30 protein-coding genes are annotated in these 25468 nt (G+C 62.6%); 8 read left to right on the plus strand and 22 right to left on the minus strand.

The window, feature by feature from the left end:
• Positions 1–84: IS3 family transposase (locus tag ACP7EG_RS13930; protein ID WP_426087111.1), on the plus strand; the 84-nt coding region annotated here is incomplete at its 5' end.
• Positions 85–162: 78 nt separating this feature from the next.
• Here the strand turns inward: ACP7EG_RS13930 and ACP7EG_RS13935 are convergent.
• On the minus strand, positions 163–1218 hold the full coding sequence (locus ACP7EG_RS13935; RefSeq protein WP_426088069.1) for a sulfate ABC transporter substrate-binding protein: 1056 nt from the start codon (positions 1216–1218) through the stop codon (positions 163–165).
• 302 nt (positions 1219–1520) lie between these two features.
• Between ACP7EG_RS13935 and ACP7EG_RS13940 the strand changes: the two genes are divergently transcribed.
• Positions 1521–2051, plus strand: coding sequence for a GNAT family N-acetyltransferase (locus ACP7EG_RS13940; protein ID WP_426088070.1), 531 nt, complete (start codon positions 1521–1523; stop codon positions 2049–2051).
• A gap of 62 nt (positions 2052–2113) precedes the next feature.
• Here ACP7EG_RS13940 and ACP7EG_RS13945 read toward each other — a convergent pair whose 3' ends face one another.
• Positions 2114–2926: a class II glutamine amidotransferase gene (locus tag ACP7EG_RS13945; protein ID WP_426088071.1), complete on the minus strand. Its 813-nt coding sequence runs from the start codon at positions 2924–2926 to the stop codon at positions 2114–2116.
• Positions 2927–3158: 232 nt separating this feature from the next.
• Here ACP7EG_RS13945 and ACP7EG_RS13950 point away from each other — a divergent pair, with 232 nt between their 5' ends.
• From ACP7EG_RS13950 to ACP7EG_RS13960, 3 genes are all read left to right on the plus strand, one after another.
• Positions 3159–3995 carry an EAL domain-containing protein gene (locus ACP7EG_RS13950; RefSeq protein ID WP_426088072.1) on the plus strand — a complete coding sequence of 279 codons (837 nt, stop codon included), beginning with the start codon at positions 3159–3161 and terminating at the stop codon, positions 3993–3995.
• A 99-nt stretch (positions 3996–4094) separates the two neighbouring features.
• Positions 4095–4844, plus strand: a complete 750-nt coding sequence (locus tag ACP7EG_RS13955) for a YcbK family protein (RefSeq protein WP_426088073.1) — start codon at positions 4095–4097, stop codon at positions 4842–4844.
• A 121-nt stretch (positions 4845–4965) separates the two neighbouring features.
• The gene (locus tag ACP7EG_RS13960; protein ID WP_096235021.1) at positions 4966–5847 is read left to right on the plus strand and encodes a LysR family transcriptional regulator; all 882 of its coding nucleotides are present in this window, start codon (positions 4966–4968) and stop codon (positions 5845–5847) included.
• Here the strand turns inward: ACP7EG_RS13960 and ACP7EG_RS13965 are convergent.
• Positions 5823–6290 carry a PACE efflux transporter gene (locus ACP7EG_RS13965; protein ID WP_426088074.1) on the minus strand — a complete coding sequence of 156 codons (468 nt, stop codon included), beginning with the start codon at positions 6288–6290 and terminating at the stop codon, positions 5823–5825. The two genes, ACP7EG_RS13960 and ACP7EG_RS13965, sit on opposite strands and share 25 nt — an antisense overlap.
• Positions 6291–6484: 194 nt before the next feature.
• Here ACP7EG_RS13965 and ACP7EG_RS13970 point away from each other — a divergent pair, with 194 nt between their 5' ends.
• Both ACP7EG_RS13970 and ACP7EG_RS13975 read left to right on the plus strand, forming a co-directional pair.
• On the plus strand, positions 6485–6943 hold the full coding sequence (locus ACP7EG_RS13970) for a hypothetical protein (protein ID WP_426088075.1): 459 nt from the start codon (positions 6485–6487) through the stop codon (positions 6941–6943).
• Between the two features lie 117 nt (positions 6944–7060).
• A complete protein-coding gene (locus ACP7EG_RS13975; protein ID WP_426088076.1) occupies positions 7061–9232 on the plus strand; it encodes a putative bifunctional diguanylate cyclase/phosphodiesterase in 2172 nt (723 codons plus the stop codon).
• Here ACP7EG_RS13975 and ACP7EG_RS13980 read toward each other — a convergent pair.
• The 13 genes from ACP7EG_RS13980 to flgB form a co-directional block, all read right to left on the minus strand.
• Positions 9217–10317: a glycosyltransferase family 9 protein gene (locus tag ACP7EG_RS13980; RefSeq protein WP_426088077.1), complete on the minus strand. Its 1101-nt coding sequence runs from the start codon at positions 10315–10317 to the stop codon at positions 9217–9219. The genes ACP7EG_RS13975 and ACP7EG_RS13980 overlap by 16 nt on opposite strands.
• A gap of 148 nt (positions 10318–10465) precedes the next feature.
• Positions 10466–11509, minus strand: a complete 1044-nt coding sequence (locus ACP7EG_RS13985) for a hypothetical protein (RefSeq protein ID WP_426088078.1) — start codon at positions 11507–11509, stop codon at positions 10466–10468.
• A gap of 5 nt (positions 11510–11514) precedes the next feature.
• Positions 11515–12426, minus strand: a complete 912-nt coding sequence (flgL, locus tag ACP7EG_RS13990) for a flagellar hook-associated protein FlgL (RefSeq protein ID WP_426088079.1) — start codon at positions 12424–12426, stop codon at positions 11515–11517.
• A gap of 10 nt (positions 12427–12436) precedes the next feature.
• The gene (gene flgK, locus ACP7EG_RS13995; RefSeq protein ID WP_426088080.1) at positions 12437–13807 is read right to left on the minus strand and encodes a flagellar hook-associated protein FlgK; all 1371 of its coding nucleotides are present in this window, start codon (positions 13805–13807) and stop codon (positions 12437–12439) included.
• 81 nt (positions 13808–13888) lie between these two features.
• The gene (locus ACP7EG_RS14000) at positions 13889–14281 is read right to left on the minus strand and encodes a rod-binding protein (RefSeq protein WP_426088081.1); all 393 of its coding nucleotides are present in this window, start codon (positions 14279–14281) and stop codon (positions 13889–13891) included.
• A complete protein-coding gene (locus ACP7EG_RS14005; RefSeq protein ID WP_289948699.1) occupies positions 14281–15393 on the minus strand; it encodes a flagellar basal body P-ring protein FlgI in 1113 nt (370 codons plus the stop codon). The genes ACP7EG_RS14000 and ACP7EG_RS14005 overlap by 1 nt, the downstream gene beginning before the upstream one ends.
• A 9-nt stretch (positions 15394–15402) precedes the next feature.
• On the minus strand, positions 15403–16077 hold the full coding sequence (flgH, locus tag ACP7EG_RS14010; protein ID WP_242428450.1) for a flagellar basal body L-ring protein FlgH: 675 nt from the start codon (positions 16075–16077) through the stop codon (positions 15403–15405).
• Positions 16077–16865 (minus strand): flagellar basal-body rod protein FlgG, encoded by a 789-nt coding sequence (flgG, locus tag ACP7EG_RS14015; protein WP_426088082.1) that lies wholly within the window; start codon positions 16863–16865, stop codon positions 16077–16079. The genes flgH and flgG overlap by 1 nt, the downstream gene beginning before the upstream one ends.
• Before the next feature lie 32 nt (positions 16866–16897).
• Positions 16898–17626 (minus strand): flagellar basal-body rod protein FlgF, encoded by a 729-nt coding sequence (flgF, locus tag ACP7EG_RS14020; RefSeq protein ID WP_426088083.1) that lies wholly within the window; start codon positions 17624–17626, stop codon positions 16898–16900.
• 26 nt (positions 17627–17652) lie between these two features.
• On the minus strand, positions 17653–18831 hold the full coding sequence (locus ACP7EG_RS14025; protein WP_426088084.1) for a flagellar hook protein FlgE: 1179 nt from the start codon (positions 18829–18831) through the stop codon (positions 17653–17655).
• 58 nt (positions 18832–18889) lie between these two features.
• The gene (locus ACP7EG_RS14030) at positions 18890–19543 is read right to left on the minus strand and encodes a flagellar hook capping FlgD N-terminal domain-containing protein (protein WP_426088085.1); all 654 of its coding nucleotides are present in this window, start codon (positions 19541–19543) and stop codon (positions 18890–18892) included.
• A gap of 3 nt (positions 19544–19546) precedes the next feature.
• Positions 19547–19963, minus strand: a complete 417-nt coding sequence (flgC, locus tag ACP7EG_RS14035; protein ID WP_071077840.1) for a flagellar basal body rod protein FlgC — start codon at positions 19961–19963, stop codon at positions 19547–19549.
• An 8-nt stretch (positions 19964–19971) separates the two neighbouring features.
• The gene (flgB, locus tag ACP7EG_RS14040; RefSeq protein WP_034758109.1) at positions 19972–20334 is read right to left on the minus strand and encodes a flagellar basal body rod protein FlgB; all 363 of its coding nucleotides are present in this window, start codon (positions 20332–20334) and stop codon (positions 19972–19974) included.
• Positions 20335–20657: 323 nt separating this feature from the next.
• Here flgB and flgA point away from each other — a divergent pair, with 323 nt between their 5' ends.
• Positions 20658–21236 (plus strand): flagellar basal body P-ring formation chaperone FlgA, encoded by a 579-nt coding sequence (gene flgA / locus ACP7EG_RS14045; protein WP_426088086.1) that lies wholly within the window; start codon positions 20658–20660, stop codon positions 21234–21236.
• A 6-nt stretch (positions 21237–21242) separates the two neighbouring features.
• On the opposite strand, the gene ACP7EG_RS14050 is transcribed toward flgA, so the two are convergent.
• From ACP7EG_RS14050 to ACP7EG_RS14075, 6 genes are all read right to left on the minus strand, one after another.
• The gene (locus ACP7EG_RS14050) at positions 21243–21995 is read right to left on the minus strand and encodes a glycoside hydrolase family 73 protein (RefSeq protein WP_426088087.1); all 753 of its coding nucleotides are present in this window, start codon (positions 21993–21995) and stop codon (positions 21243–21245) included.
• Complete coding sequence (gene flgN / locus ACP7EG_RS14055) at positions 21982–22422, minus strand: flagellar export chaperone FlgN (protein ID WP_426088088.1); 441 nt, start codon at positions 22420–22422, stop codon at positions 21982–21984. Before flgN ends, ACP7EG_RS14050 begins: the two co-directional genes overlap by 14 nt.
• Positions 22419–22709: a flagellar biosynthesis anti-sigma factor FlgM gene (gene flgM, locus ACP7EG_RS14060; protein ID WP_071077837.1), complete on the minus strand. Its 291-nt coding sequence runs from the start codon at positions 22707–22709 to the stop codon at positions 22419–22421. Before flgM ends, flgN begins: the two co-directional genes overlap by 4 nt.
• Positions 22710–22725: 16 nt before the next feature.
• Complete coding sequence (locus ACP7EG_RS14065; protein WP_242428449.1) at positions 22726–23730, minus strand: flagellar motor protein MotB; 1005 nt, start codon at positions 23728–23730, stop codon at positions 22726–22728.
• Complete coding sequence (gene motA / locus ACP7EG_RS14070; protein WP_096235033.1) at positions 23714–24628, minus strand: flagellar motor stator protein MotA; 915 nt, start codon at positions 24626–24628, stop codon at positions 23714–23716. Before motA ends, ACP7EG_RS14065 begins: the two co-directional genes overlap by 17 nt.
• Positions 24629–24708: 80 nt before the next feature.
• Positions 24709–25452, minus strand: coding sequence for a FliA/WhiG family RNA polymerase sigma factor (locus tag ACP7EG_RS14075; protein WP_141168783.1), 744 nt, complete (start codon positions 25450–25452; stop codon positions 24709–24711).
• Positions 25453–25468: the final 16 nt, after the last annotated feature.

The following is a 25468-nucleotide window of genomic DNA, read 5'->3' on the forward strand; positions in this document are numbered from 1 at the left end:
CACTACTATAATCACGACCGCATCAAGCTCAAGCTAAAAGGGCTGAGTCCCGTGCAATACAGAACTCAGCCCTGGGCAACCTAGCAAACTAAACCGTCCAACTATCTGGGGTCAGTTCACAAGTCCCGGTTGTTGCTTGATTGTTGCTTGATGCAGATCAGATTACTTCTGATAAATCTTGTCGAATTCACCGCCATCGTCAAAATGTTTCTTTTGCGCCTGTTTCCAGCCGCCAAACACGTCATCGATGGTAAACAGGCTGATCGGCTTGAAGCTGGCCGCATACTTCTTCGCGACTGCGGCCGAACGGGGACGCAGGTAGTGCTTGGCGACCAGTTCCTGGCCCGGCTCCGAGTACAGGTATTGCAGGTAGGCCGTGGCTTCCTTGCGCACGCCGCGGCGGTCGACCACCTTGTCGACGACGGCCACCGGCGACTCGGCCAGGATGGAGATGCTTGGATACACCACTTCGAAGTTGTCGCCGAATTCGGCGCGCACCAGTTGCACTTCATTTTCAAACGTCACCAGCACGTCGCCGATTTCACGCTGGGTAAACGTGGTGGTGGCGCCGCGGCCGCCACCGTCGAGCACGGGCACGTTCTTGAACAGTTTGGTCACCAGTTCGCGCGCCTGCGCTTCGCTGCCGCCTTTTTTCACGGCATAGCCCCAGGCTGCCAGATACGTGTAGCGGCCGTTGCCCGAGGTTTTCGGGTTCGGCACGATGACCTTGATGCCGGGCTTGGCCAGGTCGTCCCAATCCTTGATGTGTTTCGGGTTGCCTTTGCGCACCAGATACACCATGGTGGAATAGAACGGCGCCGCATTGTTCGGGAATTTCTTGGCCCAGTCGGCCACGACCAGGCCGCGGTCGACGAGGATATCGATGTCATTCGCCTGGTTCATGGTCACGACGGACGCTTCCAGGCCATCGGCAACGGAGCGCGCCTGCTTGCTGGAACCGCCGTGCGATTGCTTGATGGTAATGGTTTCGCCCGTTTTGGCTTTCCAATCAGCAATAAACGCGGGATTCACATCCTTGAACAATTCGCGCATCACGTCGTACGAGGCGTTCAGCAAGACCACGGGTTCGGCGGCGCTGGCGGCCATCGGCAGGCTCATGGCGGCAGCGGAAGCGGCCAGGGCGCTGGCCAGGAACCAGCGGCGCGAGCGTTGGGTGAGCGTCGCTGCGGTGGTCGATACGGCGTTGGAATGGGTCATGTTGAACTCTTGTTGTGAGAATAGACAGTCATAGTCTAAAATTCCGGCCGGAAAAGAAACGAATTTTTCGTAATATGCTTAGATCCGATTCCCGTTTGCGCTAAAAAACAGATATCGATTTCTGGAAACATTCGTGGGCAAGATGCGCATCAGCACTTAGTCTGCAGGCATTGCGTCATAGGCAAAACCGTCCTGTGGCGTGGCGCGAAAAAACCCGATCGCGCTGCTTGGTGTATAGTCGAATCGCGCGATACAGGGGTAAAACCGTCTGCATCGGCAACTGGAATATTTTGTGAGCGTACATGAGTCTTGAAATTCGTATTGCAACATCGACCGACGCTTTCGAGGCGTGCAACGTATTACGACGCTCCATCGTCGAATGCTGCAGCCTCGATCATCGGGACGATCCGGCCATCCTGGAAGCCTGGCTGGGCAATAAAACACCGCAGATGGTGGCGTGCTGGTTTGCGTCGCCTACCAATTTTTCGCTGGTCGCAGTCGAGCAGGGCGCCGTCGTCGGCGTCGGCTTGCTGACGCGCGCCGGCAAGCTGGCCCTGTGCTACCTGCTGCCCGAGGTGCAAGGCCAGGGGGGCGGCAAGGCCCTGGTGGAACAGCTGGAAGCGCAGGCGCGCGAGTGGGGCATCAAGGCCCTGCAACTGCACAGCACGGCCAGCAGCCAGACTTTTTTCCTCAAGCAGGGGTATCTCGAGGCGGGCAATGTGCGTTCGCCGTATGGGGTGGAAACGATCTTTTGCTGGAAACAGATTGATCCCGCAGGCATCTCCAGCGGCGACCCCAAGCGCAAGCGCTTTTGCAACTGCAATTCGGCCTGACGGCTATACCGCACTTCAGCCCGCCCATCCGGCGGCGGGCCATTTCCTCCTGAATAATTCCCTCAGTAACTGATCTGGATATACACGCCTTGCGGCGCCGCATCGTCTGCCAGCAGCAAGGTGCCGCCCGTAAACAGTTTCAGTTCGCCGGGCGCGAACGCCAGCCAGTCCTCGTTTTGCGTCAGCGGATGCGTGGCGATGACGGCGATGCGGTCGTCCAGGTGGTTGTGCTGGCGAAAGTCGATGCTGCGCTCGCAGTCGATCAGTTGCGCCACGGAAAACGGGTATTCGCGTATCACATAGTGCAAATGCGTGGAACAGTGGGCAAACAGCAGCTCGCCGTCCGACAGGATGAAATTGAAGCTGCCGTGCGCGGCAATCTCGCGCGCCACGTCGCCGATGGCGGCGCGCAAGGCGGTGCGCGCGGGTTCACCTGCGGGAAACTGCGTGCGCAAGCGGGCCAGCAGGTGGCAGAAGGCCTGTTCGCTGTCCGTGTCGCCGCTGGCACGGTAGCAGGCATTGGCGGGCGCGCGCCACGTCTTCAAGTCGCCATTGTGGGCGAAGGACCAGGTCTTGCCCCACAGTTCGCGGGCGAACGGGTGGGTGTTTTCCGGCGCGATGCGGCCCTGCGTGGCCTTGCGGATGTGCGCGACGATGTTCTTCGCCTTCACGGGATGCTGCTGCACGGTGGCGGCCAGCGGCGAATCGATGGCCGCCAGGTGGTCCGTCAGCAGAGTGCAGCCACTACTGGAATGATAGGCGATGCCCCAGCCGTCGCGGTGCTCGTCCGTGCGTCCGCCCCGTTCGACAAAACCGGCAAAGGAAAATCCCAGCGCGGCCGGCTTGCTGCTGTTCATTGCGAGTAACTGGCACATGGCGGCCCTTCCTGATGGTATCGGTACACGCCCACAGTAAAGGCCGGGGCAGGGTGCTGGAACGAATGTTTCCGACTATCGTTATGCGCTGGCTGTCGCATCCCTTATGTGCTGGGCGCATATCAAATGGCGAAACCATTCGTTCTCCTTTGCTTGGCGCTGCCTTACTCTGCACACTTTGGCGCCGTCTTCCCCATGAGGGCAGCCGGCGCAGCCCGATGAAGGAGCACGTATGCCATTTCCCGTCCTGAAAAATTACCTGGCCCGCCTGTCGCACCAAACCCAGGCCGGCACCAGCGTCTGGCTCGACGGGGAGGGCAGGGCGCTGGGGCGCTTTTTCAATTGCACCATGACCAGCGCCTTCCAGCCGTTGCGCGAACTGGACAGCGGCAAGCTGGTGGCGTTCGAGGGGCTGGCGCGCAGCGTGTCGAAGGCGGATGAGGGCTTGTCGCTGTGGCGTTTGCTCGATCACGCGGCCAGCGACGACGAATCCGTGGAGCTGGACCGGTTGTGCCGCATGCTGCACGCCATCAATTTCTTTCGCCAGGGCGAAGCGGAGCAGTCCGACCTGTACCTGAACGTGCATGACCGCCTGCTGAGCGCCGTCAGCAGCAATCACGGCCACGCCTTCCAGCGCATCCTCGACGCGCTGGGCTTGCCCATCGAGCGCATCGTGCTGCAATTGCCGACAGTGACGCCGAACCAGGGCTGGCTGCTCAACTACGTGGCCGACAATTACCGGCGCAACGGTTTCCGCCTGGCCATCAACGTGGCCAGCGTGCAGGAGGCAACAGGCATGCTGGAGCGTTTGCACCCGCATGCGTTCAAGCTCGACGCGGGCAACCTCAGCGACGAGCAAGCCGTCGCCAGCTTTGTCACTGTGTGCCATGCGGCGAAAATTCGCGTCATCTTCAAGCGCCTCGACACGCCGGCCGCGCTGGCCGCGCTGCAGCGCGTCGCCGCCGCCACGGGCTTGCCCATCGTCGCCCAGGGCTATTTATTGGATAAACCGTTGACGGCGCTGGCGCAGGCAAATCAGGGCGTCACGTCCTGTGCGGCGGCCGCCTAGCGTGTCCAATGCTGAAATGAGGGCGACACGATAGGCATTGAGGGTTTTTCTTCGCTGCACAATACGCTATAGTATTCCCATCGTTAAATTGGACTGACTATGGCATCGCGCAGAAACTTTCTACACCACGGTATGGGCCTGGCCGCGCTGGGCCTGGTAGCCACCCCGCTCATCGGCTGCGCCTCGCGCACGGCCGCTCCCGCCGCAGCTTCGGCCAGCGCCAAGCCGCGCGCGCCGCGCACGGGCGTGCCGCCCCAGCCGACGCAACTGGCCAGCGTCGACCGTTCGATCACGTCGCAATCGCGCCAGATCATCACCGAGATGGAACCGCCTCCCGACATCTTCGATGCGCAGGCGCTGGACCTGGAATTCTGGCTCAAGCCGCGCACCCTGGAAGTGGTGCGCCCGGCCAGCAATGAAAAGGCCAGGCTGCTGTACTGGAAAGATGGCGAAGTCATCGATTCGGCCTACCAGGAACTGTGCCACTTGCTGCGCGACGTGAACGGCAAGAAGACGGCGCCCATCGACCCGAAACTGCTGGAAACCCTGTGGGGCACGCAGGCGTTCGTGGCACGCTACGGCATCGAGCAGCCGCTGGAGATCCTGTCGGGCTACCGCACGGCCGAATCGAACAGCCGCCTGCGCGAAGCGGGCGTGCCGGCCGCGCGCCAGTCGCTGCACATCTCGGGCCGCGCCGCCGACATCCGCGTGGCGAATCTGAACGCGGAAGTGCTCGGTTCGCTGGTGCGCAGCTTCAAGCAGGGCGGCGTGGGCTTTTATTACCGCTCCGGCCCGCGTGGCGGATGGATTCATGCGGATACGGGATTGCAGCGCGTCTGGAAGGGCTAAACGCCCACGCCAGGCAAGCGCCATATAACCGCCGCGGTAGGGTAGTGGATGAGGCACGTTGACTTCGGTCATTGCCGATTTGACCGCTGGCGCGTCAAAAAGTGCCATCCTTTTTCACTCCATGAAACTCTCCAGCCATAACATCGAACTGTTCCTGGCCGTTGTCGACGGCGGCTCGTTCTCGGCCGCCGCGCGCGCCTTGCGCCGGGCGCCGTCGGCCGTCAGCATGGCGATGGCCAACATCGAGGCAGAACTGGGCATCGCCCTGTTCGACCGGGGGGCGCGCGAAGCCGTGCCCACGCCGGCCGCACTGGCGCTGCTGCCCCATGCGCGCCTGATCGCCGAACAGCTGAAGCAGTTGCACCTGCACGTGCAGGAATTGTCGCAGGGTCTGGAAAGCCGCATTTCGCTGGGCATCGCGGCCGAGCTCGACCATGCACCTTTCCTGGCCGCCGTGCGCGCGCTGTCGCAGCGCCATCCGCTGCTCGACATCGAGGTGCTGACGGCGCCGCAGGACGATGTGCTCGACATGCTGCACCGGGGCCGCATCAGCGCCTGCATGGCCTTCGCAGGCGGGCGCATCAATCACGAGGAACAGTTCCAGCTGGTGGGCAGCGATGCCTTGCTGGCGATTATTTCCACCCAGCATCCGCCCGACGTGGCGGGACGGCCCCTGTATATCGAGGAATTGGTAAATTTGCGCCAGATCATCGTGGCCAGCCGCGAACTCGACCTGGCCGATGCGCGCCCCGTGGTGGGCTTGTCTTACTGGCGCACGGACAGCTTGCCGATGGCGCTGTCCATGGTGGAGGCGGGACTGGGGTGGGGCAACTTTGCCGCCTCGGCCATCGCTCATTCACTGGCGGCGGGGCGGGTGCGCCGCGTGGCGTTCAAGAATACGGGCAATGGCCTGGTCGTGCCCATCCACCTGGTGTGGATGAAGGACCGGCCGCTGGGCATGGCGGCGCGGTCCTTTCTTCAGTTGCTCAACGACGCTGCCTGAACGTTGCTGGGCTCTTCCTTCGGCTGCTGCGCCGACAGCGGCACGCCGAACAGGCCGTCGAAGAAGTAATTGAAGATGAAGCTGTAGCACGGGATGATCAGCATCAGGGCGAAGTCCAGCACGAAGGCTTGCCACAGGCTGATATCGAGCCACCAGGCGATCAGCGGGATCAGGTAGATCACCAGCGTGATCTGGAAGCCGATCGCGTGCAGGATGCGGCGCCAGACGGTGCGCGTGCGCGACACTTGCCGGATTTCCCAGTATTCGAAGGCCGTGTTGTAGAGCAGGTTCCAGATCACGGCGATGGTAGTGATCATGATTGCCAGCGGGCCCGTACTGGTGGGCGACTCGCCCGAAAGCAGGGTCAGCCAGGCCGTGGAAATGGCCATGCCGATGATTTCAAAGGCGGTGACGTAGACGATTTTGCGTTTGATGCCTTGCATGTAAAGCCTGTAAAGAAGAGATGGCGCGTATTTTAAGTCAGGTATGCTGATGTTAAAAGTTGATAGCTATCAGTTTTTCTGATGAATATGCGCCAGCAATACCATGCTGGCCATGAACGGTGGATAATGGCGGCTGGCGGGCAACCGCTCCCGCGCACCACCGCAGAACATCACCGCAGAAAAGGTCAACGAGCATGCAAGGCGCAGCAGACAGCAACATCCCCGACATTCCCGACACGGCGGCCAGCCCGGATGAACGTCCCCGTTTTCGCCCCGTTCCGTGGCAGCACCTGGAAACGCCGTACGATGTGGAAGTATGGATCGAGGAACATAACCGCAGCATGCAGGACAATATCCGCGCCACGGAAACGGGCGTAGGCATCTGCTTTACCCTCGCCGAAGGGGGCGATATCTATATGCAGACCAGCGCCGACGGCGCCGTCGTGCTCGACGTGACGCCGGACGCGGCCTGGGTCGCGCCCCTCATCAGTGCTGCGACGGGTTGCGAGGCGCCGGACTCGTCACTGTGGATCTTGCCTGACGACAAGCTGATCCAGCTGATCGTGGGTCTGTCCAGCCTGGTAGCCAGCACCTTGCTGGTGGTGGGCCATGATTTCGGCTTGCGCCGGCGCAGTATGCGGCAGGGCCGCTGATCGGCCTTGTGGCAGAAACGTTATCTGTGGCAGGCATCGCTCGACACTGCGCGTGGTGCGTGCTAGTCTCGTTACTGCACCCACCTGGTAGCCAGGGCGGCCGTGCAAAGGACAGCCATGGATACACCACCGCAAGCGGTACCTGCTCCGGATTGCTCCCCGCCCTGCCACGACGGCATGCCGCAGCATGCCGCGCCCCTGCTTGACGATGGCGTTTTCAGCCCGGAACGGGTGAAAGCTGAACGCGAACAAGCCTATTTCAACGATTTATACCTGCTGGCCCCCGTCGCCTATTTCGTGCTCGGTCTCGATGGCGTCATCGTGCAGATGAACCTGGTGGCGGCCGAATTGTTCGGCCTGCCGCGGGAACGACCGGGCCACGTGCTGTTCCGTTCCTATATCCACGATGCCTTTCGTCACGATTACGAGCAGTTCGTGCAGCGCGTGCTCAATAGCAGCGAGCCCGAGCGCATACAGCTGCAGGTGCAGTTGCCGTCCCGTCCCGGCGCGCGCGAGGCCGGCTTGCCCGTCAGCCTGCTGGGCAGCGCCGATCCGAACGGCCAGGCGCTGCGCCTGGTGCTGGAGCAGGCCGAGGGCAAGCTGGCGGCGCTTGAACGCAGCGAAGAGCGCTTCCGGCGCATCGTGCACAGTGCCGAGGAGGGCATCTGGGAAATCGATGCGCAGGCGCTGACCAGCTTTGTCAATCCGAAGATGGCGCACATGCTGGGCTACCAGATCGAGGAGATGCTGGGCCAGCCGCTGGCGGCCTTCATGGATGACGAGGGACGCGCCATCCTGGAGCGCAACATTGCGCGGCGCCAGGATGGCATTACCGAACGCCATGAATTCAAGTTCCTGCGGCGTGACGGCAGCACCTTGTGGGCCACCCTGGCCACCAACCCCATCTTCGACTCCGGCGGCGCCTACCTGGGTGCGCTGGCGCTGGTCAGCGACATCACGGCGCAGCGCGCAGCGTCCGAACGCATCTGGCGGCAAGCCAATTACGATCAGCTGACGGGCTTGCCGAACCGCCACATGTTTCTCGACCGGCTGCAGCACGAGGCGCACCACGCCAGGCGCGAAGGCGCTTGCCTGGCCCTGCTGTTCATCGACCTCGATCATTTCAAGCAGGTAAATGACCGCCTGGGCCACGAGAAGGGCGACATGCTGCTGCGCCAGGCGGCGCGGCGCATCAGCGAACGCGTGCGCGCCACCGATACGGTAGCGCGCCTGGGCGGCGACGAGTTCACCGTCATCCTGGCCGGCGTGGGGCAGCTGGGCGGCATCGAGCGCGTGCTGCAGGAACTGACGGCGGCGCTGGCCCTGCCTTTCTTGCTCGATGGCGATACCGCGCAAGTGTCCGCCAGCGTGGGCGTGGCGCTGTATCCGGCTGACGGCGAGGCGCCGGACAGCTTGCTGCGGCATGCCGATCAGGCCATGTATGCGGCCAAGAGCGCGGGGCGCAACGGTTACAGCTATTTCACGCCGGCCGTGCAGCAGGCGGCCGAATTGCGCCGCAACACGGTGCGCGAGATGCGCCTGGCGCTGGCACAGGACCAGTTCGAAGTGCATTACCAGCCCATCATCCGCCTGTGCGATGGCGTCGTCGAGCGGGCCGAGGCGCTGCTGCGCTGGCGCCATCCGCTGCGTGGCCTGCTGCTGCCCGCCGATTTCATCGCCTTTGCCGAGGCGAACGGTCTGATCATCGATATCGGCGAGTGGGTGTTTCGCCAGGTGGTGCGCCAGGCACGGCAGTGGCAAGACGAGCATGGCAGCGCGTTCCAGATCAGCATCAACAAGTCGGCCGTGGAATTTCGTTGCGACGCCGCGCTGTACCAGGACTGGGGCGGGCACCTGGCGCGCCAGGGCCTGGCGCCGGGCGCCATCGTCATCGAAACCACAGAAGCGGTGCTACTCGACGAGGCCTGCCAGGTGGTCGACCGGCTGCGCCAGTTCCGCGCCATGGGCCTGGCGCTGGCGCTCGGCGATTTCGGTAGCGGCCAGGTATCGCTCGCGTGCCTGAAAACAGCCGATATCGACATTCTCAAGATCGACCGTTCGCTGGTGGGCGAACTGGGACGCGATGATGCCGGGCTGGGTCTGTGCGAGGCGCTCATTGCACTGGCGCAGCGGCTGGGGGTGAAAGTCGTGGCCGAAGGCGTGGAGACGGCGTCGCAGCGCGACCTGCTGCGCGCCGCCGGCTGCGATTATGCGCAGGGGTATTTCTTTTCCCGCGCGTTGCCGGCAGGGCAGATGGACCGCCTGCTGGCGGCTCAGCCGGCTGCCTGAACGGTCGCCTGCGCCTGCCCGCCGCCTTGCATCAGCTGTTCCACGGCAGCCAGGGTCTCGGCGGCGCTGACCTTGGCCAAGGTCAGGCCCGGTGCCAGGATCACGCGATAATGGCGGCTGGCCGGATAAAACCAGCGGTAGTTATCGGTGCGGATGTAGTAGCCGACGATTTTCTTGTCATACGCCGAGGCGATGTGGATCACCGAGGTGTCGGGCGAGAGTACCAGTTCGCAGCGGCGTATCAGGGCCGCCAGCGCCAGGATGTGGCCGGTGGGTGGCGCGGCCATCACGTTGGCATGGCCGGCACCGTCCACGATCTCGGCGGCGCGCGCCTCGGTGCCCGGTACGGCGATCACCAGCAGCGCATGGCGTGGATAGCGGGCCGCCAGGGCGGCGCAGCAGCGCTGGGCGTCGGCCACGCTGACCGTGCGTTGCGCATTGCTGCCCTGGAAATTGAGGCAGAACAAGCCTTCATAGGTGCGCAGCAGGGTGTCGCAGGCGGGGTCGACCTGTGCTGCATGCGCATCCACGCCGAACAGTTCATAGCGCAGGTCGATGTCGCGCAAGCCAAAGGCCTCGAACGTGGCAAAAAAGCTGTGCAGGATGTGGCGGCTGCGGTCACAGGGTACGGTATGGTCGAACATGCCCAGATTAGCTGTCGAAGTGCCATATTTGGGAATGGCAAAGCCCGTCAAATAGCGCGCACCCAGCCATTTTATGCGCAACAGCAAGGGAATCGAAAAGCGGTTGTAGGGGTTGAAGATGACGTCGTAGCGGCGCCGGCGCAGCTCGGCGATGCTGGTGCGCAAGTCGCGCAGCAGCGGCTGCTTGTCCCAGATGAGGATGTCGCTGACATGCGGATTATCGGCGATGATGTCGCGGTTGGCGCTGCTGGCTGCCACGTCGATCTGCCAGTGCGGATAGTTCTTTTTCAGTTCGCGCAGCAGGGCCGAGGTGACGATCATGTCGCCGATTTTGTCGTTGCGCAAAATCAAGACCTTGCGCACGCGGGAGATATCGAGCGGCTGCTTGTCGGATTTGCCCAGCAGGGCGTAACTGATCAGCCGGGCGGCAGTTTTTATCAAGGGAACTCCGGAAGTGGATGACGGGATGCACTGGCATACTGGCGAATCAGCAAGTGACAGCAGCATCTTACGGATTTCCACCGTCCTGAGCTAGGGGGCGTGCCGCATTATTGCTGCGCGCGCCAAGGCAGCGCACGCGGGGGAGAGCTTACTTCAGGCCCAGCAGGGCGACGACGCGCTCGCGGCTGATGCCGACCAGCGCCGAGCTGATGGCCAGCAGCGATTCATAGCCGGGCTGGCTGGCCTTTTGCGTGAAGTTTTCCGCCAGGGTATCCATGCTGACGCTCTCTTGCACCGGCTGCGCCTTGGCCACCCGTCCCGTCGCTTGTGCCAGTGCCAGGCTGACGGAGCTGCGCGCCGCCTGCAACTGCGCCAGCGCCTGCACCACTTGCTGCAAGGTGGCGCGCAAGGCTTCCACGTCGCCGGTATGCCATTCTTCCGGGGTGATGGCGGCCGGTTCCGCATCCGTGCGCACGCGGCTCATCTGGCCGGTCGGATAGCGGATGCCGTTGCCGCGCACGGACAGGCTGTCGCGCACGTTGGCCCAGGCCGCTTCTGACGTGCTGAACACCAGCTCGCCATTCTCGCCCAGCTTGACGCCGATGCCTGACGGCATGAGTGCGCGGTCGAAGCGGGACACGATTTCGCTCTCGCTCAGACCAGGTTCGATATTCACCGAGCGCAAGGCCTGGTTCGCGCCGCCGACGGAAAACGCCAGCACTTCCTGCGGACCTTCCTGCAGGCTGGCCATGGTCAGGCCGCGGATGCTGAACTGCTGCTGTGCCGACTGCGGGCTGGTATAGCCGAGCTGCGCGTCGAGCGAGCCAGCCGAGGCGCTGGCGCGCTGACGCCAGGTATTGCTGAACTGGCGCACGCGCGCTTCCACTTGCCCCTCGCGGCCCTGGCGCGCGGCCAGCTTGGCCGCCAGCTCGCTTTTCAGCGCTTGCAGCTGGCTGCTGCTGCGTTCCAGGTAATCGAGCGTTTGCTGCGCGTTGGAAATTTCTCCCTGCAACTGGTGATCCCAGTTGTTCAGGCCGTGCTTCAGGCTTGCCGTCGAACTCCTCGCCGCCGGCGCCTCGCTGCGCGTGCTGGCGCTGCCATTGATGGTCGCGGACGCGTCATCAACGACGCGGGCTGTGCCGGCGCCTTTGGCATTGATGCCGGAAGAAGAGGAGGTCTGAACGATTTGCATGATGGTCAGAGAAGATCAAACAGGGAAATGGTACCCACCTTGGCATAGGCCTTGTACGTGGCCTGCAACGCCGTCTGGTAGCCGTTCAGGTCAATGGCGGCCGCGCCCATGTCGGTCTTCTTCAGATCTGACAAGGCCATGTCGTTCGACAGCGAGACGTTGCTCAGATTGCCGGACAGCGTGGAGAGGATGTTTTGTGCGCCGCCGAAGATGGCAATCTTGCCTGAAAGCAATTCCATGCCATCATCGGTGCCATCGAGCGCGGTGACTACCACGCCGCGCACGGCCGGATCGCTGGGGCTGAGGCCGGGCTTGCCCAGCGTGTCGATGGCCTGGTCGATCTTGTTCAGCCATACTTGCAGCTTGTCCACATCGACGTTGGCCGTCTGCGTCACGCCATTGCCCACCACCACGGTCTGCGTGTCGGTATTGCCGATGTAGGTGTAGCGCGAACCTGCAGTTGCCGCCGCATCGTATTTGATTGCGGGCTGGTCGGTAGCGGTGCCGGAAAACATGTAGCGCCCTTCCTGGTCCTTCAGGTTGGCCGTGTACAGTACGCTATCGCGCATGGCGATCAGCGATTGCGTCATCGCCTTCAGGTCGTCCGGCGCATTGCTGCCGTCCGCGGCCCATACCAGCAGGTCGCGCGCCTGGCCCATGTCGGTGACCATGCTCGACAGGTAGTTTTCGTTTTTCAGCAGGCGCACTTTCACCGTCGCGATATTGTCCTGGTACTGGGTCACCATGGCTTGCTCGCGCGTCAGGCGCGAAATGCGCACATTGCCGATCGGATCGTCCGATGGCAGCTGGATGCGCAAGCCCGAGGACATCTGCTGGGTCAGGTAATTGATGCGTTCCTGATTTTGCTGAAGAGAAATATTAATCAGCGTTTGGTACTGGCTGCTGGCGACACGCATGCTCTTCTCCTTAACCCATCATTTGCAAAGTGGCATCAAACAAGGTATTCGCCACGGAAATGACTTTCATGTTTGCCTGGTACATATTCTGGAATTCGACCAGGTTCATCGCTTCCTCGTCCTTGTTCACGCCGCTGGTGGATTTCCAGTCGTCGACGGCTTGTGCGCGCACGGTGTTGGATGTCTTCAGCAGGGCCTGGTTCTGCTGACTGTAGATGCCCAGCTTGCCGACCAGCTGCGTGTCGGCATCGCTCATCAGGACATTCCCCACCCAGCTGACGCTGATCGGTTGATTCTTGATGTCGATTAATTTCTGCAAGTTGCCGCTATCGCCAGCGGCGCCCGTCAGCGACAGGGCCAGGTCCTTCGCGTTGAAGCCGGGAGTAATGCCCAGCTTGCCATTTGCGTAGACCAGCAGGGGGGTGCCGTTATTGCCAGGAGGCGGTGCCATGGTCGTGCCCAGGGCCAGCTGCGTGTTGACCTTGCTGGTTAACTGGGTGGCCATGTCTTGCAGCGACTGCTGCAGCGGTTTCAGGGTATTTTGTTCGAAGTCGCCCAGGCCACCCATCTGGCCGCCGATGGCGACCGGATCGAGGGTGTACGACGATTTGGCGAAATCAAGGGTCAGGGTTTGGTCGCCCGTGTTCGTCATGTTGCTGCTGAGGGTAGCGGCCAGGCTGCCGATGACCAGCGGCTGGCCCGATTTCAGTGCGACATTGCGCGAGCCGTCCGGCTGGTCAAGCACGTCGATGCCCATTTGCGCGGCCAGGCCATCGATCAGCTGGTCGCGCGCATCCATCAACGACGACACATTCGTGCCCGAGGCGGCGGAGGTGCTGATGCGCTGGTTCAGCACGGCGATGTTGGCCAGGGCGGTATTGGCTTGCGGCACGATCGCCGACCGTTGCTGCTGCACCGACAGCAACTGGTTGCCCATGACGGTGCTGATGCTGTTGAAGCGTTGCGCCATGGCGTCGGCCGAGGTGACGATCTGCTGGCGCAGCGGCGTGGACGTCGGGTCGACGGCGGCCGCGTTCAGGGACTTGAAGAAACCGTCGATGCCGTTGCTGATGCTGGAGGCGTCGTCACCCATCACGCGCTCGAGCTGCGTCAGGTAAGGCTGGGTCTGCGCACGGGCGCCCTGGTCGGACGCGGCGCGCCACATTTGCTGGCTTTTATAAGCATCGGCAAAGCGCAGCAGGGCCGACACTTCCACGCCATTGCCGGCCGAGCGCACGCCCACGCCGGCGCCAAGCGAGGACAACAACACGCCCTGGCGGGTATAGCCCGCCGTTTGCAGGTTGGCGATGTTCTGGCTGGCCGCATTCAGTGCGGCCTGGGCGGCGATGCTGCCTGACAATGCATTGCTGATGATGCTCATTGGGCAATTTTCTTTCGTGAAGAGTGTGGCGCGTGCGGGTGGGCAGGCAGTGAATCGTTACTACCTTGTACAGGCGACGTTTCAGGCAGGTTTATTAAGCGGCGCTGCAATATTGTCGGTCTTGACAGTGCTTTTGGCCGAAACGGGCGCGCTGGCCGCCGGCAGCAGCTGGCGCAGGATGGCGTCGGCGATGCCGAAGGCACGCTGGCCGGCCATTTTGTCGGCCACCAGGTTGTCGGCCATTTCCAGCATGTCGCTGTTGATGGGGTCCTTGAAGACGCTGTCTTCACCCGCCATCTCGCGCGTGCCCGAACGCATCTGGCGCAGCATGTGCGAGATGAAGAAGGCTTCGAACTTGACGGCCGCCTCGGTGGCCTTGGCCGCGTAGCGGGGATCGGCCGGCGTGGCCGCGGCGGGGGTCTTGTCATTGAGCGCCGAGGGCAGGGCGCTGCTGCTGTCGTTTACATTAAGCATCAAATCACCACCAGTTCGCCTTCGATGGCCCCGGCCTGATCGAGGGCTTGTAAAATTGCCATGATGTCATCGGGCGAGGCGCCCAGGCTGTTGACCACGTCGATGATGGACTGCAGCTTGGCGCCGGCCGGCCATTTGAACATATTGCCGTTGCCCTGGTCGACGGAGACCTTCGATTGCGGCGTGACGGTGGTCTGGCCGCGGCCGAACGGCGCCGGCTGGCTGACGTTGGAGCTTTCGGAAATGACCACTTTCAGCGAGCCGTGCGTGACGGCGGCCGCCTTCACGCGCAAGCCTTCGGCGATGACCACGGTGCCGGTGCGCGAATTGAAGACCACTTTCGGCGTGTCGACGCCCACATCGACGGTCAGCGCTTCCAGCTTGGCCATGAAAGCCACGCGCTGGGTCGGGTTTTCCGGCGCCAGCACGTCCACGCTGGTGGCGTCGCGCGTGGTGGCGACGGCGCCGAAGCGGCGGTTTACGGCTTCGACGATATTGATGGCTGTCTCGAAATGCGGGTGGCGCAAGTTCAGGGTGACGGAAGGCTTGGTGGAAAAGTCGCTGAGAATCTCGCGCTCGATGTTGGCGCCGTTGGGAATGCGGCCCGAGGTGGGCGTGTTGACGGTGACGGACGAGCCGCTCTTGCCGGTGGCGTTCAAGCCGCCGACGACCACGTTGCCTTGCGCCAGCGCATACGTTTCATTGTCGGCCGCGCGCAGTTGCGTCAGCAGCAAGGTGCCGCCGCGCAAGCTTTTCGCATCGCCCAGGGACGAGACGGTGACGTCGATAGCCTGGCCACGGCGGTATCCAGGTGGAAACACGGCGCTGACCATGACGGTGGCGACGTTCTTGCTTTTCGCTTCGGCGCCATCGGGCATCTTCACACCGAACTGCTTGAGCATGTTGACCACGGATTGGCTGGAAAACTTCACCTGGGTGGTGTCGCCGCTGCCGTTCAGGCCGACGACGAGGCCGTAGCCGACCAGCGGGTTGTCGCGCACGCCCTCGATGCTGACCAGGTTGCGCAGCACTTGCGCGGCGCTGGCGGGCAGGGACAAGCCGGAGAGCACGGCCAGCATGGCTGCCAGGGGCAGGGCGGAACGAAATTTCATGAGGTCACCTTAAAACGGCATCCATGGGCCGACGAAGAAGCGCGTCAGCCAGCCTGGAGTATTAGCTTCGGCCAGAGTGCCCTGGCCGGAATAGGCGATCTGTGCATTGGCGATGCGCAAGGACGATACCTGGTTGTTGGAATCGATGTCGGCCGCGCGCAGGTAGCCGCGCAGGCGCACGAACTCTTCGCCCTGGTTCAGGGTCAGCGTTTTCTCGCCCTGCACGCGCAGCAAGCCGTTCGGCAGCACTTCCTGCACGATCACGGTGATGGCGCCGGACAGCGCATTTTGCTGCGTGCTGGTCGAGTCGCCGGCGAAGTTGCGGTCGGCGGAGAGATCAATGCCCGTCTTGGGCAGGGTCTTGCCGAGGACGTTGGCCGCCTTCACGCCGACGGACGAACCCTTGTTGAACGAGGTGCCCGCCTTCTTGCTGGCCTGCGTGGTCTCCTGCAGGGCTACCGTGACGACGTCGCCCACGCGGAAGGCGCGGCTGTCCGAGATCAGGTCCAGGCCCGCATCGGGATTGAACACGCCGCCGCCCACGCCGCCGCGCGCCGCGCTGCGCGGCGCCACGGGCAACGGCGTGTCGGAAAAGCTGGGCGCCACCGGTGCCGCCGGCTGGCTGGCGCAACCGGCCATCAACACCAGCAGCAGGGCCGCCGTGGCTTTCATGGCGACTGTCATCAGCGTGCCGCTTGCGCCAGGTATTGCAGCATATTGTCGGCGGCCGACAGCACCTTGGTGTTCATTTCATAGGTACGCTGGGCAGCGATCATGTCGACCATCTCTTCGACCACCTGCACGTTCGAGCCTTCCAGCGCGAACTGCTTCAGCTTGCCCAGTGCGCCTTCGCCGGGACGGCCTTCCGTCGGCGTGCCGCTCGATGCCGTTTCCTGGAACAGGTTTTCACCGAGTGCCAGCAAGCCCGTCGGGTTGATGAAGCTGGACAGGTTCAGCTGGCCCAGCTGGGTGCCGTTGACATTGCCCGGTACGGTGGCCGTGACCATGCCGTTTTCGCCGATGGTGATCGCCGTGGCATTGTTCGGCACGGTGATCTGCGGCACCAGGGGCAAGCCCTGGGCGTTGACCATCACGCCATTTTCATTCAGGCTCAACTGGCCGGCGCGCGTGTAGGCCGCTTCGCCGTTCGGGCGCAGCACTTGCAAAAAGCCGTTGCCGGTGATGGCGACGTCAAATTCGCGGCTGGTCGTTTGCAGGCTGCCGGTGGTAAACACCTTTTGCGTGCCCACCATATGGGTACCGTTACCCAGCTGTACACCCGATGGCGAGAGGGTATTGTCGGCGCGCTGCGTGCCCGGCTGCTGCTCGACCTGATAAAACAGGTCTTCGAAGACGACGCGGTCGCGCTTGAAGCCGACGGTGTTGACGTTGGCCAGGTTATTCGCGATGGCTTGCAGTTTGGCATCTTGTGCCTGCACGCCGGTCTTGCTGATCCACATTGCTGGATTCATGGTTTACTCCTAGTAATAGATTGGCGTTGGGCTTATGCGCCCAGCAGGCGGTTGCCTGATTCCGTCATGGAATCGCTGGCCTTGAATACTTTCATTTGCATCTCGAAACTGCGGTTCAGGCTCATGGTGGCGACCATTTCCTCGACGGCCGAGACGTTGCTGCCTTCCAGGTGGCGGTCGCGCAGGCGCACCGTCGGATCGGCTTGCAAGTCTTCGCCGCTGCGTGCCACGATCAGGCCAGCCTCGTTCTTGGTCAGCTCGCCCGCTTCGGCATTGACCAGCTTGAGCTTGTCGACGGTCTGCATCTGCGCGGTACCCGGCACCTGGATGGAGATCGTGCCGTCGGCGCCGATCGACAGGCTGGTGTGCTCGGGAATCGTGATGGGACCGCCTTCGCCCAGCACGGGCCGGCCGTTCAGGGTCAGCGCGCCCGTTTCATCGAGATCCATGGCGCCGGCGCGCGTGTAGGCTTCGCCGTTTTGCCACTGTACCGCGAGAAAACCGTTGCCCGTGATGGCCACGTCGAGATCGCGTCCCGTTTCCTTGATGGCGCCCGTGCGCGTGCCGATGGCGCTCGACTGCGTCTGCGTCATGTGGCGGTCGTCGTAGCCATAGCCGTTTTGCAACGGCTGGGCAGTGGACACTTCCAGGTTGGCGCGAAAGCCGCCCGTCTCGATATTGGCCAGGTTGTTGGCGTGTACCTGCTGTGCCCGCAGGGCACGGTCGGCCCCGCTCATGGCGGTATAAATCAGCGCATCCATTGCTCTTTACCTTTGCGTCTCGTGGATTACAGCGCTTGCATCAGCGATTGCAGCATAGCGTTCTCGGTCGAGATGACCTTCGAGTTCGCCTGGTAATTGCGCTGCGACGTCATCAGGCCCACCAGTTCGGAGGTGATGTCGACGTTCGACTGTTCCAGCGAGCTCGTCACCAGTTTGCCGGCCATGCCGACGCCCGGACGGTCATACATGGCGGTGCCGGACGTGGTCGAGGCGACCCAGCTGGTATCGTTGACGGCTGTCAAGGCGCCTTCGTCGGGGAAGGTGGCCAGGGCGATCACGCCGATGCTTTGCTTCTGGCCGTTCGTGTATTTCGCCACGACGGAGCCGTCAGTGGCCAGTTCCACGCCCGTGTAGGTGCCCGAGGCATAGCCGTCGGCGCGGTCGGTCGAGGTGGTCGATTCGCCGGCGAACTGGGTGGTGCCCGTGTAGTCGATGGCAACCGACATCGGTGCTGCGCCAGGCGGCGTCGGCAGGACCGGCGTGGCAGACGTACCCGTCACCAGCTTGCCGTTCGTGTCAAAGGTCATGCTCGTCACCGGCGTCACATCGACGTTATCGAAGGTGTAATGCACATCCACGCCCGCCGCCGTCTTGACGAAGTACTGGCCCAGCGAGTGTTTGGCGCCCAGCGAATCATAGAGGATCGAGGACTTGCCGCTGTTGTAGCTCAGCTCGCTAGTCTTGCTGAAGGGCACGGTCTTGATGGTCCATTCGGACGACATGTTGGCGGCATACGCCAGCTTGGTCGACGCCACGGCGGGAATCTGGCCCGTTGGAATCAGCATGTCGCCCATGGTGCCCAGAGCGGTGCTGCCCTTGACGGCGGCATAGCCCTGTACCAGGCGGCCGTTCGCATCGATCAGTTTGCCTTCATTGCTGGCCGAAAAGATGCCGACGCGGCTGTAGCTCATGGTGTTTTGCGCGTCGCGCGAGACGAAGTAGCCGCGGCCGTCAATGGCCGCGTCGAGCGCGCGGCCCGTGTTCAGCACGCCGCCGTTGAGCGACATGCTTTGCGTCAGCGAGCCGATTTCCGTGCCCGTGGCGCGCGAACCGGCGTACATGGCCGAAAAGTTGGCGCGGCTGCTCTTGAAACCGTAGGTGCCGGCGTTGGCGATATTGTTACTGGTGCTGTTCAACTGTTGGTTGATGGACTGGATACCGGACAGGGCGATGTCGAAACTCATGTTGACTTCCTTTAGTGAAGGACGAGATTAGTGTTCAGGAAACGAAGGGGCGAGCGGATCAGACCGTCTTACCGTTGAAGCCGGTGATCGCGCCAGGGTTGACTTCGCCCAGGTTCGACACGCTCAGGATCATGCTGCCGCCGGACGACAGGCGCACGCTGTTGAGCTTGCCTGCGATGTCGACCGATGGCTTTTCGGTGCCGTTGGTGGTGACTGCCATGCTATAGGTGCCAGCAGGCAAGCCCAGCGCAACGGGGTCGATGGTGAAGGGAACGGTACCGGCCGACTTGGCGCCCAGTTCGATCTTGTATTCCTTGTCGTCAAGGCCTTTCAGGGTCACGGTGGTCTTGGTGGTGCCGGCGGCCAGCGCGATGCTGCCGCTGACCTTGCTGGTGTCGAGCTGCACCGTTTCGCTGTTGACCATCACTTCGGAGCCCACTTGCGCGCCCAGGGCCAGCACTTGCATCGATTGCAGCACGCTGGCATTGGCGCTGGTCAGCGCGGACAGGTTTTGCATCGCTTCCGTTTGCGCCTGCTGCGTCAATTGATTGACGAACTGGCTCGGATCGGTGGGCGCGAGGGGATCCTGGTTCTTGATCTGCGCGACCAGCAATTTGGTGAACATATCCTGGGTGGCATTGGTTTGCGACTTGACGGCATTGCTGCCGCTGTTGCTGCCACTGGTGTTATTTGTAAAGAGATTGGTTTCCATGGATTATGCTTCACCTAATTTGAGGAGCGATTGCTGCATCGACTTGATGCGGCCCAGAACTTCGACATTCGTTTCAAAGGCGCGTGAAGCCGACATCATGTCGGTCATCTCGGCGACCTGGTTGACGTTGGGGTAGAACACCATGCCATCGGCATTGGCCATCGGGTGGCCCGGTTCATACACCTTGCGCAGCGGCTCATCGCTTTCCACCACGTCGAGCACTTGAACGCGTCCGCCGGCGCCGCTGGCACCGGAACCATCCATCACGGCCGCAAACACGGGCTTGCGTGCGCGGTAGGTTTCGCCTTCGGAACCGGCAACGGAATCGGCATTGGCCAGATTGCTGGCGATGGTATTGAGGCGCACGGTCTGCGCCGCCATCGCCGAACCGGCGATCTTGGAAATATCCTGGAAGCTCATGCTGATCCTTATTGTCCGGAAATGGCCTTGGACAGACCCTTCAGTTTCATGTTGACGAAAGTCAGGCTGGTCTGGAAGTCGGTGGCATTTTGCGAGAACGCCGCCTGCTCGACGCCGATTTCGACGGTATTGCCGTCGCGGCTGGGGTGGTAAGGCACGCGGTACAGGGCGCTGGCATCGTCATCGGTCGACAGCAAGCCCGCTTCGTTGTCCTGCAACTGCTGCAGGGCGCTGCCGAAATCCATGTCCATGGCCTGGAAGCCGGGCGTATTTTCATTGGCAATATTGGCCGCCAGCACGCGGGTACGGTCGGCGCGTAGCGCGAGTGCATCGGCATGCACGCCCAGCGCATCCTTGAAATTAATCCCCATGGTCATCCTTTGTATTGAATTCGATCGTGCTTTTTGCGGTTCGGGCTAGAAAATAGGTGGTGCAGAGGTAAAATCCCAGCCTGGTCATGTTGACGCATGGTAAGGTCATGCCGCTTCAGTATCTTTGATTAAGGTTAGCAATGATTCATTTCAACAGCATTACGATGATCCGAAACAAGGTGCCACGTCCTCATATACTGCTTCCTGGCCTATTTTTACTGACCAGCCTATATAGTAGTGCAGGTCGCGCAGAATTGCCAGCCGACAATATATTTTCGCGTGTGGAACAGTTGGCGCGAGAGCAATTAGCGCAGCAGGCAGGCATGGCAGGATTGCTGGAACCGCAGTTTCAAGTGGCCGTGGTGAAAAGCACGCGCCCCATGCCCGCTTGCGCGGCGCCTGTCACGCTGGAAACGGCGGACAGCCGTTCGGCGCAGCGCATGCGCTTTGTGGCAGTGTGTCCTGGAAGCAACGGTTGGCGTTATGAAATGTTGGCGCGCGGTAGCATCACGGCCCAGGTGGCCGTCACCAGCGCAGCCGTCATGGCGAATACGCCGTTGCAGGCGGCCGACGTGACGCTGGCGCGGCGCGATGTGACGATGGTGCCGGATAGTATTTCCTCCTTGCCCGGCGCCATCGGCCTGTCGAGCCGGCGCAGCTTGCGTGCCGGTGAAGTGCTGCGCCAGGGGCAGCTGGCCGCACCCATGCTGATCAAGCGGGGCAGTGCGGTGAGTATCGTGGCGCGCAAGGAGCAGGTGGAAGTGAGCATGGCCGGCGAAGCGCTCGACCCGGGCGCGCTGGGAGAGGTGATCCGCGTGCGCAATGCCACCAGCGGCACGGTGATACGTGCCAGGGTGGTCGATGCGGGCGTGGTGGAACCGGCAGAAAATGCCGGCCGTTAAGGAAGGTCAGTCTGCGGCGGCCGTGCGCTGCAAGCGTGTCGCCAGCTGCGTCAGCTTGGTGGCGTAGTTGGGGTCGGTGGCATAGCCGCCGCGCGCCAGACCTTGCGCAAAGGCGCCCGCGTCGGCACCCGTATTCAGGGCGGCGCGGTAGCGTGGATTGTCGAGCAACACTTGTGCATAGTCGCGGAAGGCGCTGGCCTGGTCCGGATAGCTGCGGAAACGCTCGGTTTTCTTCAGCGCCGCGCCGCTGCCGGCCGCGTATTCGGTGGTGACATTGCTGGCCACGTCGCCTTGCCATTTGCCGCCGGCCTTGATGCCGAACAAGTTATTCGTGTCCGTACCCGTGGCCTGGCGCAACGGACGCTGGCCCCAGCCCGATTCCAGCGCGGCGTGGGCGGCGACAATTTCCGGCGCCACGCCCAGGCGCGCGCCCGTTTCTTCCGTCCATGGCTTGATCGAGGCGAGGAACTGCTGCTGCACTTCGCCGATCTCGCCGCCCTGGTTGATGCTGCCCAGCACATTCACGGGCTGGCTCTGCTCCAGGTAGGCGCGTCCTTGCGGGCTCAGACTGGTGGCGTTGCCGCCGCCCTGTTCGATGAAGCGGGCCACTTCGCCCTGCACCTGTTGGAACACGCTGCTGAAGTTGCCGCCGGCGCCGGTGGCGTCGGTGGCACGCATATTGCTCTGCACGGCGGATGTAGCCGACGTCGATGGCGTCGCCGCTGTGGCGCGGGGTGTGGCGAAATCAGCCTGGCGCATATGTATCTTCCTCGCCATGCAGCACGCGCTGCATGATGCTGTACTGCTCTGTTAATAAATCACTGTTGCGGGCATTCAGGCGCTTGCATTCCAGTACCATCTGCTCCAGCACGACCCAGTCGCGTTCGGCGGTGGCGCGCGCGTCTTCTTGCAACAACGCAAACAATTGCGGCATATCGCCTTGCGGGCCCAGCAGGGCAGTGACCAGGCTGACGCGCTGGCGGCGGCGCGCATCGAGGGGCTCGACGGCGGCGATGACCTGGTCGGCCAGTGCCGTCAGCCGGGTGCTCTGGTGGTGCAAGGTGGCCTGGAACTGCTCTTCCAGCAAGGTTTGCAAGGCGGCGTAGCCGACGCTGTCGTCCGTCATGCCTTGCAGCACGCGGCGCACGGCTTCCTGACGCGTGATGCCCTTGCGCGCTGCGGTCACGATTCACCGCCGTGGAAACGCTGGATCAGGCCTGCCAGTTTCGCTGGATCGAATGGCAATTCGCCCTTGGCCAGTGCATCGCGCAGCATGGCCACGCGCTCGTGGTCGATCTCGGGCATGGCGCGCAGGGCGGCCATGGCCGGTTGCAGCACGGCCGATTGCAGTTCCGCCCCGGCCGACGAGCCACCCATGGCGCCGGCGGCGCCCGCGTTCTCGGCGATCGCCTCGGCCGGCGCGATGGCGCTGCTGCGTACGGCAGCACCGGTATTGCCGGAGGAGATTTTCATACGTTGTCCCTTGCCCTTAATTTGCATGCTCATCGCGCTCCTTCTTTGCGGGCAGGCCCAGTTTGTCGCGCAGGCGCTGCAAGGTTCCCGAGTCCGGTTCACCCACTTGCAGCTCTTCGCCTTGCGCCTTTTGCCCGGCCATGCCGAACATGGCGGCGATGCTGTCGGCCTGGCCACGCGTCAATATTAACAGTTCGATGCGCCGGTTGATGCCGGCGCTGGCATTTTTCACGTCCAGCGGCGCGCGGTCGGCCATGCCCACCACCTGCAGCACGCTGTCCGGACTCATGCTGCCGATCAACAATTGCGCGCGTGCCGACATGGCGCGGTTGGCCGACAGGGTCCAGTTCGAATAGCCTTCATAGCCGTTATTGGCGTATTGCAGCGAGTCGGTGTGGCCGACGATCAGCATCTGGTTGTCCATCTGCGCGAAGACGGGGCCCATCTGGCGCAGCAGCTTGCGGAAACGGTCGGTCGGCACGGCGCTGCCACGCACGAACATGCCTTGTTTGTCCGTATCGTGCAGCATGACGCGCAAGCCGTACGGCGTAATCACCGATTGCAGATTGCTCTTCAATCCCGCTTCGTCGCTGAGTTTGTCGAGCGCGCGCGACAGCGACAGCAGGTCTTCCGGCGACTGGTAGCTGACCTTGGTCTGGTTTTGCGGCGCCGCGCCGGCCTTGCCGTCTTGCGTCTGCTTGCCTTCCGTGCGCGTGTCGCCCGAGCCCTTGCGGGGCATGGGGAAGCGCTCGATCAGGCTGCCGCGCGGACCGCCACTCTGTTCCGGCATGACGCCCTGGCCTTCGCCCTGGCGGCTGCTGGCCGACGCGTCCATCATGATTTCCTTCATCGCCTGCTGCTCGCGCGCAGCCATCAGCCACAGCACGAGGAAGAGCGACAGCAGGGCCAGGCAAAAGTCGGCGAACGCTACTTTCCAGGCGCCGCCATGGGCGTCGTCGTCATGCTTGCGACCGGCACGCTTGATGATGGCCTGTTCATGTTTCTCATGCGGCTTTAGCACGGCGGCCTCCCCGGCCTTGGCCCTGCTCTTGTTCGGCGCCGCCACCTTCGAGCGCATTGATCCAGCTTTCCAGCTGGGCGAAGCTCGGCTTGATGTTCAGTTGCACCAGGCGGCGGCCAGCATCGATGGCCAGCAGGGGCGGCTTGCCCGCCACGTGCGTGACCAGCACCACTTTCACGCATTCCATGGTCGAGCCTTCTTCGCCCACCAGCTGTTTCATCATGTTGCACATCGGATCGAGCACGCCGTAGCAAAAGAAGATGCCGATGAAGGTACCGACCATGGCGGCGCCCACTTTTTCCGAAATTTCCGCCGCATCGGCGCCGTCGGCCACGGAATTCATGGCCATCACGATACCCAGAACGGCCGCCAGAATACCGAAACCGGGCATGGCTTCGGCGATTTTGTGCAGGGACTTCGACGGTTGCAGCAGCTCGTCGTGGATGGCTTCGAGTTCCTGTTCCAGCACGCCTTCGAGCTCATGCGCGTTGATTTTGCCCATTGCCATCAAACGGAAGTTGTCGACGATGAAGGCCAGCAGCTTTGGCTCTTCCAGCACCAGCGGATAGCGCTGGAACAGGGCGCTTTCGCGCGGCGCCTCGACGTGCGCGTCGAGCGCCTTCAGGCCGCCGGCGGCCGTTTGCAGCAGTTCATACATCAGCAGCAGCAACTGGCGCTGGAATTCCGAACCTTGCTTCTTGTGCGTGACGATCTTGCGCATCTGGTGCAGCATTTCCCCGAGGACATGCTTGGGGTTGCCCAGCACCAGGGCGCCGACGGCGGCGCCGATGATGATGATCAACTCGACCGGTTGCCAGATCGCGTGGACGGTGCCGCCCATCAGGGCGAAGCCTCCGAATACACACCCCATCACGATTAAGATACCGATAATTACCATGTCAACTGCCTTTCTGCGTCATTGTGCTACATCAATTTGATGGGTCTTGCTGAAACTGTTGCCAAACTACTGCTTCACTTTTATGTGTCTTGCAGCATGGCTTTCATCTTGCCCAGTGCCGTCTTGTTCAGCTGGCAGACGCGGGCGTCGCTCAGGTCCAGCACGGCGGCAATTTCTTTATAGCTCAGTTCGAATTCGTAATACATCTGGATCACGCGCTGCTCGCGCTCGTCGAGCGTACGCAGTGCCTGTTCCAGGCTGCGCCGCACCATCAATTGCTCTTCCGGGCTCGGTGCGCTGTCGGCCTGCCCCAGGCTTTCCTGCAGCACTTCGTCGAAACTGACGATCAGCTCGGCGTTTTCCGCCAGCTGGTATTCCTGGAAGGCTTCCGGCGTCAGCTTCAGAGCGGCCATGATTTCCGCTTCCAGCGGCTCGCGCCCCAGGCGCCGGGTCAGGGCGCGCACGCTGTCGCGCAAGCGATGGCTTTCCTGGCGCACGGCGCGCGGGCGCCAGTCCTGGCGCCGCAGCTCATCGAGGATGGCGCCACGGATGCGCAGGCTGGCATAGCTGCCGAAAGACTGGTCCGGCACGCCGTAGCGGCGCAGCGCCTCCAGCAAACCCATCAGGCCGATCTGTTCCATGTCGTCGCGGTCGATGGCGCCCGACACCTGCGAGTTGAGCTGGCGCACGATGCGTTTCACCAAAGGGGCGTACGCCACCAGATGTTGTTGCTCTTCAGCAACGCTGAGCACGGCCGCGCAAGCGCTGGCGGCGGCGTATTCGCCGGCGCCATACGCTTCCTGGTATTGCTCTGCATAGGCCACGGGGTCTCCCACTAGG

This window comes from Janthinobacterium sp. PSPC1-1 (assembly GCF_049897625.1).
Taxonomy (GTDB): Bacteria; Pseudomonadota; Gammaproteobacteria; order Burkholderiales; family Burkholderiaceae_D; genus Janthinobacterium; species Janthinobacterium tructae.